We start from the raw sequence: 11,998 nt of genomic DNA, 5'->3' as shown, positions 1-11,998 counted from the left end.
AAAGGCCCCGACTCGTCGGGGCCTTTTCGTTTCCGGCAGGCAAAGGTCTGGAGCTACAACGGTCCCGGATCGGGGATCGGCTCTGGTGGTGGAGCGACTTTTTCCAGCTGCTCGAGCACCTCTTCCGGCAGCTCATCCGGGCTGTCCAGTTCGGTGTCGCTCTCGGCATCGTCCAGATCGTTGAGCGGCGATTCGTCGGCTCGCCACGGCCAGACGGGCTGCGAGGGTTGGTGCGGTTCGATACCAGGCATGACGGTGTCCTCTCGAGGGGTCTGCAGGTTAGGCACGCATCTAACCGCCGGGTTCGCAAGGCAAGGCACCGCCCGGCGCAATCCGGGCGGTGCCGCATCAAGCCGCTACTTGAAGTTGCGCTTAACCAGCCGTTCCAGCCAGCCGACGATGCCGGAGCGGAACAGCAGCACGCAGAGCACGAAGATCACCCCGAGAATGACGTGCACCCACTCCCCCAGGGGTCCGTTAGACAGCGAACTCTGCAGCGTCACCACCACGGTGGCGCCGACCAGCGGGCCGAGGATGGTGCCGACGCCGCCGAGCAGGGTCATCAGGATCACCTCGCCGGACATGTGCCAGTGCGCGTCGGTCAGCGAGGCCAGCTGGAACACCACGGTCTTGGTCGCGCCGGCCAGGCCGGCAAGCGCCGCGGAGATGACGAACGCCAGCAGCTTGTGCCGATCGACGTTGTAGCCGAGCGACACCGCGCGCGGCTCGTTCTCGCGGATTGCCTTGAGCACCTGGCCGTACGGCGAATGGATGGTGCGCTGGATGATGGCGAAGCCAAGGACGAACACCGCCAGCACGAAGTAGTACATGGCCATGTTGTTCTTCATGTCGACAAGGCCGAACAGATGCCCACGCGGCACGCCCTGCAGACCGTTCTCGCCACCGGTGAATGGCGCCTGGACGAAGACGAAGAACACCAACTGCGCCAGCGCCAGGGTGATCATGGCGAAGTAGATGCCCTGCCTGCGAATCGCCAGCATGCCGAACAGCCCCCCGAGCACCGTCGAGGCCAGGGTGCCGGCAAGGATGCCCAGCTCGGTGCTGAGCCCGCTGTAGCTGCTCAGCATGTAACCGGTGATGTAGCCGCCAGTGGCGAAGAACGCGGCATGGCCGAAGGACAGCAGCCCCGCGTAGCCCAGCAGCAGGTTGAAGGCGCAGGCGAACAGGGCGAAGCACAGCAGCTTCATCAGGAATACCGGATACACCGCCAGCGGCGCCAACAGGGCGATCACCAGCAGCACCGCATAGAAGACCTTCTGCCGCCGCGCGGCTGCATGCCTGCGCTCGCGTACCACACTGGCATGCCGCAGCGCTGCGGCCTGCACGTTTGCTGGATTCGTCATGCTCATGCCTCCTTACCAAAGAGTCCCGCAGGACGAATCAGCAGCACCGCCACCATGACCAGGAACACCACGGTGTTGGCCGCTTCCGGATAGAACACCTTGGTCAGGCCCTCGATCAGGCCCATGGCGATACCGGTAACGATGGCGCCGAGGATCGACCCCATGCCGCCAATCACCACCACGGCGAACACCACGATCAGCAGATTCGAGCCCATGCCCGGTGTCACCGCGTAGATCGGCGCCGCCAGCACGCCGGCGAACGCCGCCAGCGCCACGCCATAGCCATAGGTCAGGGTCACCAGCAGCGGTACGTTGATGCCGAAGCCCTGCATCAGTTTCGGGTTCTCGGTGCCGGCGCGCAGGTAGGAACCCAGCCGGGTGCGTTCGATGACGTACCAGGTCGCCAGGCACACCACCAGCGCGGCGACGATTACCCAGGCGCGGTAGGTCGGCAGGAACATGAAGCCGAGATTGAAGCCGCCGCGCAGCAGCTCCGGCATCGGATAGGACGAGCCGGACACGCCGAACAGCTTGACGAAGCTGCCCTCGACGATCAGCGCCAGGCCGAACGTCAGCAGCAAACCGTAGAGGTGATCCTCACCGGCGATGCGCCGTAGCAGGCCGCGCTCGATGGCCATGCCCAGGCAGCCCACCAACAACGGCGCCAGCACCAGCGCAAACCAGTAACTCACGCCCAGGTAGTTCAGCCCGAGGAACGCCACGAAGGCACCGAGCATGTACTGCGCGCCATGGGCGAAGTTGATGATGCGCAGCAGGCCGAAGATGATTGCCAGGCCCAGGCTCAGCAGCGCGTAGAACGCCCCGTTGATCAGGCCGAGCAGCAGCTGCCCGAGCAGCACGCTCAGGGGTACGCCGAATACGAGAGTCATGGTTCACCACCCAAAGAAGTCCGTGGCACCCGGCCATCGCGGCCGGGTGATGGCGCGGATCAGCCGGTCAGTCCTTGGCGACCAGCTTGGTGCATTGGGTTTCGGCGATCGGCCGGTAGGCCTGCTCGCCTGGAATGGTGCTGACCACCTTGTACAAGTCCCACTCGCCAGTCGATTCGGCCGGCGTCTTGACCTGCACCAGATACATGTCGTGGACCATGCGGCCGTCCTCACGGATGCGACCGTCCTTGGCGAACATGTCGTTGATCGGGGTCTTGGCCATCTGCGCACGTACCGCGACCGTCTCGTCGGTGCCGGCGGCCTTCACCGCGTTCAGATAATGGGTGGTGGCCGAATAGATGCCGGCGTGCACCATGCCCGGCATGCGCTTGGTGCGCTCGTAGTAGCGCTTGGCCCAGGCACGGGTGTCATCGTTCATGTCCCAGTACCAGCCAGTAGTCAGCATCAGGCCCTGGGTCACATCCAGGCCCATGGCATGGATGTCGTTGAGGAACACCACCATCCCGGCAAGCTTCTGCCCGGACTGGGTAACGCCGAATTCGCTGGCAGTCTTTAGCGAGTTGACCGTATCCGCACCGGCGTTGGCCAGGGCGATCACCTCGGCGCCGGAACCCTGCGCCTGCAACATGTAGGAGGAGAAATCGCTGCTCGGGAACGGATGGCGGACCTTGCCGACGACACTCCCGCCATCGCCTTCCACTACCTTGGTGATGTCGGCTTCCATGGCGTGGCCGAAGGCATAGTCGGCGGTGAGGATGTACCAGCTCTTGCCACCATCGGCGAGCACTGCCTTGGCCGTGCCATTGGCCAGCGCGTAGGTGTCGTAGGTCCAGTGGATGTGGTTCGGCGAGCAGAACTCATTGGTGATGCTGGAAGCCGCGGCACCGGAGATCAGCGCCAGCTTGCCGCCCTGCTCCACCACCTTGCTCGCCGCCAGTACCACGGAGCTGGCGACCATGCCGGTCACCATGTCGACGTTACGCTCGTCGATCCACTGGCGCACGGTGTTGGCGCCGACGTCAGGCTTGTTCAGATCGTCGGCATGAAAGACGACGATCTTTTTGCCATCGACCTTGCCACCGAAATCCTCCACCGCCATCTTCAGCGCCTCCAGGCCGCCCGGGCCGGACAGGTCGCGATAGGTGCCGGACATATCGGCCAGGTAGCCGATACGGATCTCGTCGTTGCTGATCTCGGCCTGGGCGGCCGAGGCGATCAGGGATGAAGCCAGGATGGCGCTCGCACTCTTGCGGAAAAAGCTCATGTAATCACCACTCTCGATTGTTTTTGTTGTGGTCGGGGGCCGGCATCCACTGCGGCCGGTTGCTGCTTCCTGAGTCGTCCGGGGCTTACACCCCGAGACAGGAATTGAGGAAATCCTTCTTCGAATCCAGCTCGGCCGCCTCGATCTCTTCGATGATGCGGCCATGCTCCATGACGTAATGGCGGTCGGCCAATGGCGCGGCGAAGCGGAAGTTCTGCTCCACCAGGACGATGGTCAGGCCGCGCTGCTTGAGCTTGATCAGCACCTCGCCGAGCTTCTGCACGATGACCGGGGCCAGGCCTTCGGTGATCTCGTCGAGCAGCAGCAGGTTGGCGCCGGTGCGCAGGATGCGCGCCATGGCCAGCATCTGCTGCTCGCCACCGGAGAGCCGCGTGCCCTGGCTGAAACGGCGTTCGTAGAGATTGGGAAACATCTCGTAGAGCTCGTCCAGGCTCATGCCGCCGCTGCGCACCGTCGGCGGCAGCAGCAGGTTCTCCTCGACGCTCAGACTGGCGAAGATGCCGCGCTCTTCCGGGCAGTAGCCGACGCCAAGACGCGGAATCTGGTGGGCCGGCATGCCGATGGTTTCGTTGCCGTTGACCACGATGGAGCCGGTGCGGCGACCGACCATGTTCATGATCGCGCGCAGCGTGGTGGAGCGCCCGGCGCCGTTGCGTCCGAGCAGGGTCACCAGCTCGCCGCGGCCGACCACCAGATCGACACCGTGCAGAATGTGCGACTCGCCGTAGAAGGCATGCAGATCGCTGACGCGCAGCTGATCGCGGTCCATGGGTGGATTCATGCGTGCGCCTCCTCGAGCGTTGCGGCTTCGCTGCCGAGATAGGCTTCGCGCACCTGCGGGTTGGCCGAAACGCTTTCATAGTCGCCCTCGGCGAGCACCGAACCACGCGCCAGCACAGTGATGCGATCACACAGGCGGCTGACCACGCTGAGGTTGTGCTCGACCATCAGCACCGTACGGTTCGCCGCGGCCTTGCGCACCAGCTCGACGACCATGTCGACGTCTTCGCTGCCCATGCCCTGGGTCGGTTCGTCGAGCAGCAGCACGAAGGGATCGAGCGCCAGGGTGGTGGCCAGCTCCAGCGCGCGCTTGCGGCCGTAGGGCAGCTCGACCGCCAGGGTCTGGGCGAAGGATTGCAGATCGACTTCAGCGAGCAGCTGCATCACCTGGTCGTCCAGCTCACGCAGGCTGCGTTCGGATTTCCAGAAGTGAAAGGAGTTGCCCATCTTCTGCTGCAGCGCGACACGCACGTTTTCCAGCACGCTCATGTGGCCGAACACTGCGGAAATCTGGAACGAGCGCACCAGGCCGAGCCGGGCGATCTCGTTGGCCTTCATCGAGGTGATGTTCTTGCCGCGATAGAGAATCTCGCCGCGGGTAGGCGTAAGGAATTTGGTGAGCAGATTGAATACGGTGGTCTTGCCGGCGCCGTTGGGGCCGATAAGCGCATGGATGTGACCCTGACGGACCTTCAGATCGACGGAATCCACTGCGGTGAAGCCGCGGAATTCCTTGGTCAGGCCGCGCGTTTCCAGCACGAACTCTGGTTCCATTGGGTGCCCTCTAACCTTGATTGTTGTTGTTGGTTATGGCGCAGGTCGCTGCATGACCTTTACGTAAACGATAACAACCAGTTTCCGTATACGGCAAGTGGCTTTTTCAAACGGGCGATTGAGCGGTAAAGCGTGCAACTTGAAGGCATATAGCCAGCATATAGCCCGCTCTACACCAGTTGCCCAGTGCCCCAGGCTCTGGGGTTCGTCCCCGTTTTTATGGCGCCCGAATGCCGAAGTAGCTCCTCGGACGACGCAAAAAAGCCGGGCCTGTGCGGCCCGGAAAATTCCAACGAGGAGAGGTGCTGCGGCGTTGCGCTTACCAGAGCGGCAGGCTGTAGCTGACGATGACGCGGTTCTCGTCTAGGTCGTTCTGGAAGTTGCTTCGCGTAGTGGCGTTGCGCAGCTTCAGGCCGAGATTCTTCAGCGGGCCACTCTGGATGACGTAGGCAATATCAGTGTTGCGCTCCCAGGTCTTGCCTTCACTGGCGCCGGCACCGCGGTCGACGTTGTCACCCGAAACGTAACGGGTCATCAGCGTCAGCCCGGGCACGCCCATGGCGGCGAAGTCGTAGTCGTAGCGGACCTGCCAGGAACGTTCGTCCTCGTTGCCGAAGTCGTTGATCTGCAGCAGGTTGATCAGCGCGTTGTCACCCCCGGCGACATAGGCGAAACCGGTGTCGCCGCGCATGTGCTGATAGCCGCCGGTGAAGCCGTGGCCGCCGAGCTTGTAGGTGAACAGTGCGCCGAACGCATCGTTGTCGACATTGCTGCCGCCATCGTCAGTCGAACGGACGAAGCGCAGGTCGGTCTTGAAGCTCTGCTTGTCGCCCAGTGGCAGCACATGGACCAGATTGAAGTTGTGCTGGTCGTAGATGCCGTCCAGCCCACCGTAGTAGTAACTGGTGGCCAGTTGCGGCGACCAGTCGTAGCGACCTCCGGCGAAGAGGAATTCATCGCTGGTACTGCCCCCGCTACCGAAGGTGATATTGCGCCGACCAGCGTTGAAGACTGTCATTTCCTCGTTGTCCGAGGAGTCGCGCTGGTTGACGCGGTCCAGCATACCCAGGTCCAGCGTCAGACCGCTGACCTCCTTGCTCTGCAGCCAGGCGCCACGGTAGGTCTGTGGCAGCAGGCGGCTGTCGTTGCGCATCAGCACGGGCACCACCGGCTGCAGCGTACCGACGTGCAGGGTGGTGGCGGACAGCTTGGCCTTTGCCGTCAGGCCGGCCGAGCCGTAATCATCCTGGGCGCGGTTAGGCGCGTTGCGATCGCGCTGCAGGATGCCGGTGCCGGTACGGTCCGGACTGGAATCGAGCTTCACGCCCAGCAGCCCGACGGCGTCCAGACCGAAGCCGACCGGGCCTTCGGTGTAGCCGGATTCCATTTTCAGGATGAAGCCCTGGGCCCACTCCTCGGCCTTGGACTGAGCGGCGCCAGATTGCCGGAAGTCGCGGTTCATATAGAAGTTGCGCAGTTCGACAGCGGCCTTGCTGTCTTCGATGAAAGCGGCCGAGGCCACGCCCGATGCGCCGAGGGCGACGGCGGCGATGCTGGCGGCCAGAAGGGTTCGGCTTGCTGGTTTCAGTTGCATAGCTTTCTCTCTTGTTGTTGTGATCGTTGATGCAGCTGTTGAGCCCGACTGCGAACTGCCCGGGCTCGGATTACCACGTCATGCGGTAATGCGGTGTCGCGCTCAACGCGCGGGGCTCCTGGGCACACGGCCCAGCAGATAGAACTCGTCGTTGGGTGGCGTGCGCGCCATGGACACCAGGCGGTTGGAAAGGCCGAACAGCCCGGCGATGGCGCCGATGTCCCAGATGTCGTCGCGGCTGAAACCCTGCGCTTCCAGCCGCGCCTGCCAGGCGTCGCCCAGCACGCCGCGCTCGGCGGCCAGATGCACCGCAAAATCGAGCATGGTCCGCTGGCGCTCGGAGATCGGTGCGGTGCGGTAGTTGACGGCGATCTGGTCGGCCAGCTGCGCGTCCTTGGCGAGGATGCGCAGGATCGCGCCATGGGCAACCACGCAATACAGGCAGCCGTGGTCGGCGCTGACCGCGACGACGATCATCTCCTTCTCGGCCTGGGTCAGGCTGTCGGCTTCGCGCTCCATCAGCGCATCGTGATAGGCGAAGAAGGCACGGAACTCCGCCGGCCGATGGGCCAGCATGAGAAACACGTTGGGGATGAATCCGGCCTTTTCCTGCACGGCGAGAATCCGTTCGCGCAGGTCAGCAGGCAGTGCGTCTAGGCTGTTGGGCAGCGGAAAACGGCTGATCGACTGAGCAATAGGCAGCGCCATGGAAAGCTCCTTTTCGGATGAGCGAATTGCCGGCCGGGCGAACCCGGCCGGTGCCGGTCAGTGCTGTTCGCTGATGCCCAGCTCGACCACGCTGATTTCGCGCATGCGGAACTTCTGCACCTTGCCGCTGATGGTCATCGGGAAATCGTCGACGAATTTGATGTGCCGCGGCGTCTTGAAGTGGGCGATGCGGCCCTTGCAGAACTCGCGCAGCGCCTCGCCCTCGACCTCATGGCCCGGGTGCAGCTTGACCCAGGCGACGATCTCCTCGCCGAACTTGCTGTCCGGCACGCCGATCACCTGCACGTCGGCCACCGCCGGATGGGTGAAGAGGAATTCCTCGATCTCGCGCGGGTACACGTTCTCGCCGCCGCGGATGATCATGTCCTTGTTGCGGCCGACGATCTTGATGTAACCCTCGTCGTCCATCACCGCGAGGTCGCCGGTATGCATCCAGCGCGCGCCGTCGATGGCATCGCGGGTGGCGTCCGGGTTGTTCCAGTAGCCGAGCATCACGCTGTAGCCGCGGGTGCAGAGTTCGCCGATCTGCCCACGCGGCACCACCGCGCCGTGCTCGTCGACGATCTTGCTTTCCAGATGCGGCTGGGTGCGGCCGACGCTGGTCACGCGGCGTTCCAGGTCGTCGTCGGCGCTGGTCTGGGTGGAGACCGGGCTGGTTTCGGTCATGCCGTAGGCAATCTGCATTTCCGCCAGGTGCATGTCGTCGATGACGCGTTTCATCACCTCGATCGGGCAGGTCGAGCCGGCCATGATGCCGGTGCGCAGGCTGCTCAGGTCCAGCGACTGGCGCTCCGGGTGGTCGAGCATGGCGATGAACATGGTCGGCACGCCATACATGCCGGTGGCCTTTTCCTCGGCCGCGGCCTGCAGCGCCGCCAGCGGCTCGAAGGCGGCGCTCGGATAGATCATGGTGGTGCCATGGGTAACGCAACCGAGGTTGCCCATGACCATGCCGAAGCAGTGGTACAGCGGCACCGGGATCACCAGGCGGTCGTGCTCGGTCAGCCTGAGACTCTCGCCGACCATGTAGCCGTTGTTGAGGATGTTGTAGTGACTGAGCGTGGCGCCTTTCGGAAAGCCCGTGGTGCCGGAGGTGTACTGGATGTTGATGGGGTCGTCGAACTGCAGGCGCTCGCCACACTGGCGCAGCTGCTCGGGGCCGACCTGCTCGGCCATCTCCATCAGCGCCTGCCACTGCAGCATGCCGTCCACCGGCTTGTCGCACAGGCTGATCACCCCGCGCAGCTCCGGCAGCATGTGGCTCTGCAGGGCACCGACAGCGGCGCTTTCCAGCTCCGGCAGCAGCTCGTGGAGCATGGCGTGGTAATCGGAAGTCTTGAAGGCATCGGCGCAGATCAGCCAGCGGCAGCCAGACTGCTTCAAGGCGTATTCGAGTTCGCTGAGGCGGTAGGCGGGATTGATATTGACCAGCACCACGCCGATCTTCGCGGTAGCGAACTGGGTGATGCACCACTGGGCATTGTTCGGTGACCAGATGCCCACTCGTTCGCCAGCTTGCAGTCCGAGGGCCAGCAGGCCACGCGCGCAACGGTCCACCGCCTCCGCCAGTTCCGCCCAGGTGTAACGCAGCTGCTGATGGCGCACCACCAGGGCCTCGCGCTGGGGAAAGCGCTCCACGGTACGGTCGAAGGCCGCGCCGATGGTCATGGGCAACAGGGGTTTGCTCTGCGGTCCGCAGGTATAGCTCGGAAGACTCATGACGATTTTCCTCAGTCTTATGTTTGTTATGAGGCGTGCTCGCAAGGGCGCTGGCGCTGCTGACAGTCACCCTAGGTCACGATTACGTTAACGTAAAGGTAACTAGCTGACAATATGCCGCAGGGTAGGCGAAAGTCGAGGGGTGCGAGCAATCAAATGGCCATTACTCAGCGAAGAATCGCGGCGGTAGTTGCGGGTAAGACCAGCCTGCCAAGGCAGGCTTGAAGTAGGCAACCGCGGCGCTGAACGCGTGCGCCAGAGCCTTCGCAATGATGCTGCGGTCGCCCCGTCAGGCGCGTTCGCGCTGGTACTCGTGATGGAAATCCAGCGCGGCGAGGTTCTTGTCCTTGGCTTCGAGCATGATGTCGAAGCGATCCAGAAACTGAAACGCATAGCGATTTGTCCAGCGGTTCCACATGCGTTTGCTGTGCGCATAGAGGTCGCGCTTGTTGACCTTTTCCAGCAACTCGGGGATTTCCAGCTTCTGCTCCGGCGCGAAGCCTAGTTCCATCAGGCTCTCCTGTGGCTGCGAGTAGTGCATGGTCGGCCGCACACCGCGCCAGCTTTCCAGAACGCGCTCGATGCGCGGATCGTCCGGCTCGATGTAGCAGCCCTCGTGAATCCAGCAGTGATGGATATCCAGCACCACCGGCGCGAGGTCGGCGAGGCTCAGGCAGTCGTCCAGGCCATAGGTCTTTTCGTCGTTCTCGAAGGTGATGCAGTGGCGCGCCTCGGTCGACAGGCGCGGCCACACGGCACGCACCCCCTCGGCGCCGAGCCGCCCGGCGATATGCAGGTTGCACTTGAAGTCCTGGAAGCGCCGGCCATAACCCATCATGCGGATCATGTCGGCGTGGTACTCGAATTCCGCCAGGCTGTTCTCCACCACTTGCGGCTTGTCCGAACCGAGCACGCAGTACTGGCCGGGATGCATCGACAGGCGGATGTCGTGGGCCCGCGCCAGTTCGCCGATCGCGGCGAAACCCGCCTCGAGGCGGCTCTGCATTTCGGCGCGGCGGTAGAACGGCGCGATCTCGGCATGGCTGTAGAACGGCAGCAGGTCGCTGGACAGGCGCAACATGCGCAACATGCGCAGCATCGGCGGCAACGTGGCGACGTATTCGAGCAATACCCGCTGAGCGTTCAGGTTGTGCTCGACGATCTCCTCCAGCCTCGCCTCCGCCGCTGCGCGACCGACCGAAGCCATCCAGCGCAGCGTGGTGCTGCGTGGGTTGAAGGTGCGCTCGATGCGCTCCAGCTCCTTCAGCGAGAGGCTCTGTTGCGGGTGGCGATACATGCAGGCGAAGCCGATGCGGGGCATGGAGTTCCTCGTCGGTGACAGGCCGGCGCTACGGCCACTGCCTGTTTAGTCCCGCCACGCCCACGGCGAGTGCCCCGCCACCGACGAAACACCTCCGCGCGCCAGCAACCCACGGCCGCACCTTGGCGGGCCTATGCTTGCAGACATGCCGACTCGGCGGTGTGTTGACAGACCCGCAGCGGACCTTTACGTTAACGTAAAGCAGCGAACGATCATCCATACCGATGACCTCAACCGCTACCAGAGCGCCGGCCTGCACTCCGCCGGACGAACGAATCCTCTGAACACAGAACAATTACAAGACAAGCAGGTGGCCCCATGAACTACTCCAGCCTCAATTTCGCCCTCGGTGAAACCATCGACATGCTGCGCGAGCAGCTGCAGGCCTTCGTCGCCGCCGAGATTGCTCCGCGCGCCGAAGCCATCGATCAGGAAAACCTGTTCCCGGCGGACATGTGGAAGAAATTCGGCGAGATGGGTCTGCTCGGCGTGACCGTCTCCGAGGAGTACGGCGGCGCCGGCCTCGGCTATCTGGCGCATGTGGTGGCGATGGAAGAGATCAGCCGCGGCTCGGCCTCGGTCGCCCTCTCCTACGGCGCCCACTCCAACCTGTGCGTCAACCAGATCAACCGCAACGGCAACCCCGAGCAGAAGGCCCGCTACCTGCCCAAGCTGATCAGCGGCGAGCACGTCGGCGCGCTGGCCATGAGCGAACCGAATGCCGGTTCCGACGTGGTGTCGATGAAGCTGCGCGCCGAGAAGCGCGGCGACCGCTACGTGCTCAACGGCAGCAAGACCTGGATCACCAACGGCCCGGACGCCAACACCTACGTGATCTATGCCAAGACGGACCTGGACAAGGGCGCGCACGGCATCACCGCGTTCATCGTCGAGCGCGACTGGAAGGGTTTCTCCCGCGGCAACAAGTTCGACAAGCTCGGCATGCGCGGCTCCAACACCTGCGAGCTGTTCTTCGATGACGTCGAGGTGCCGCAAGAGAACGTGCTCGGTGTCGAGAATGGCGGCGTCAAGGTGCTGATGAGTGGCCTGGACTACGAGCGCGTGGTGCTCGCCGGCGGCCCGACCGGGATCATGCAGTCCTGCCTCGATGTGGTGGTGCCCTACATCCACGATCGCAAGCAGTTCGGCCAGAGCATCGGCGAATTCCAGTTCATCCAGGGCAAGGTGGCGGACATGTACACCCAGCTCAACGCCAGCCGCGCCTATCTGTACGCCGTCGCCCAGGCCTGCGACCGCGGCGAGACCACCCGCAAGGACGCCGCCGGGGTCATCCTCTACACCGCCGAGAACGCCACGCAGATGGCGTTGCAAGCGATCCAGATTCTCGGTGGCAACGGCTATATCAACGAATTCCCCACCGGCCGCCTGCTGCGCGACGCCAAGCTCTACGAGATCGGCGCGGGCACCAGCGAGATCCGCCGCATGCTGATCGGCCGCGAGCTGTTCAACGAATCCAGGTGAGCCTGCGGGCAAAAAGAACGCCCCCAGCCTCGTAGGGTG

11 protein-coding genes are annotated in these 11,998 nt (G+C 63.7%); 1 reads left to right on the top strand and 10 read right to left on the bottom strand.

Annotated features, from left to right (window positions below):
• Window positions 1–53 precede the first annotated feature (53 nt).
• The 10 genes from BHD08_RS04625 to BHD08_RS04580 form a co-directional block, all read right to left on the bottom strand.
• Complete coding sequence (locus BHD08_RS04625; protein ID WP_125020993.1) at window positions 54–251, bottom strand: hypothetical protein; 198 nt, start codon at window positions 249–251, stop codon at window positions 54–56.
• 105 nt (window positions 252–356) lie between these two features.
• Window positions 357–1,364: a branched-chain amino acid ABC transporter permease gene (locus BHD08_RS04620; RefSeq protein ID WP_015275982.1), complete on the bottom strand. Its 1,008-nt coding sequence runs from the start codon at window positions 1,362–1,364 to the stop codon at window positions 357–359.
• A gap of 2 nt (window positions 1,365–1,366) precedes the next feature.
• A complete protein-coding gene (locus BHD08_RS04615) occupies window positions 1,367–2,254 on the bottom strand; it encodes a branched-chain amino acid ABC transporter permease (RefSeq protein ID WP_125020992.1) in 888 nt (295 codons plus the stop codon).
• Window positions 2,255–2,321: 67 nt separating this feature from the next.
• Window positions 2,322–3,539 carry an ABC transporter substrate-binding protein gene (locus BHD08_RS04610; protein WP_125020991.1) on the bottom strand — a complete coding sequence of 406 codons (1,218 nt, stop codon included), beginning with the start codon at window positions 3,537–3,539 and terminating at the stop codon, window positions 2,322–2,324.
• An 85-nt stretch (window positions 3,540–3,624) separates the two neighbouring features.
• Window positions 3,625–4,341 carry an ABC transporter ATP-binding protein gene (locus BHD08_RS04605; RefSeq protein WP_023446998.1) on the bottom strand — a complete coding sequence of 239 codons (717 nt, stop codon included), beginning with the start codon at window positions 4,339–4,341 and terminating at the stop codon, window positions 3,625–3,627.
• The gene (locus BHD08_RS04600) at window positions 4,338–5,114 is read right to left on the bottom strand and encodes an ABC transporter ATP-binding protein (protein ID WP_014819324.1); all 777 of its coding nucleotides are present in this window, start codon (window positions 5,112–5,114) and stop codon (window positions 4,338–4,340) included. Before BHD08_RS04600 ends, BHD08_RS04605 begins: the two co-directional genes overlap by 4 nt.
• Window positions 5,115–5,433: 319 nt before the next feature.
• The gene (locus BHD08_RS04595) at window positions 5,434–6,708 is read right to left on the bottom strand and encodes an OprD family porin (protein ID WP_015275977.1); all 1,275 of its coding nucleotides are present in this window, start codon (window positions 6,706–6,708) and stop codon (window positions 5,434–5,436) included.
• A 102-nt stretch (window positions 6,709–6,810) separates the two neighbouring features.
• Entirely contained in the window at window positions 6,811–7,416 is a 606-nt protein-coding gene (locus tag BHD08_RS04590; protein ID WP_125020990.1) for a peroxidase-related enzyme, read from the bottom strand.
• A 57-nt stretch (window positions 7,417–7,473) separates the two neighbouring features.
• Complete coding sequence (locus tag BHD08_RS04585) at window positions 7,474–9,156, bottom strand: AMP-binding protein (RefSeq protein ID WP_015275975.1); 1,683 nt, start codon at window positions 9,154–9,156, stop codon at window positions 7,474–7,476.
• A gap of 289 nt (window positions 9,157–9,445) precedes the next feature.
• On the bottom strand, window positions 9,446–10,477 hold the full coding sequence (locus BHD08_RS04580; protein WP_125020989.1) for a UV damage endonuclease UvsE: 1,032 nt from the start codon (window positions 10,475–10,477) through the stop codon (window positions 9,446–9,448).
• A 318-nt stretch (window positions 10,478–10,795) separates the two neighbouring features.
• Between BHD08_RS04580 and BHD08_RS04575 the strand changes: the two genes are divergently transcribed.
• The gene (locus BHD08_RS04575; protein WP_125020988.1) at window positions 10,796–11,959 is read left to right on the top strand and encodes an isovaleryl-CoA dehydrogenase; all 1,164 of its coding nucleotides are present in this window, start codon (window positions 10,796–10,798) and stop codon (window positions 11,957–11,959) included.
• The last annotated feature ends 39 nt before the right edge of the window (window positions 11,960–11,998 follow it).

Source organism: Pseudomonas sp. SCT, from assembly GCF_003864275.1.
GTDB classification, from domain to species: Bacteria; Pseudomonadota; Gammaproteobacteria; order Pseudomonadales; family Pseudomonadaceae; genus Stutzerimonas; species Stutzerimonas stutzeri_AE.
The sequence above is the reverse complement of the archived record's forward strand: the minus strand, read 5'-3'. Positions and strand labels throughout refer to the sequence as shown.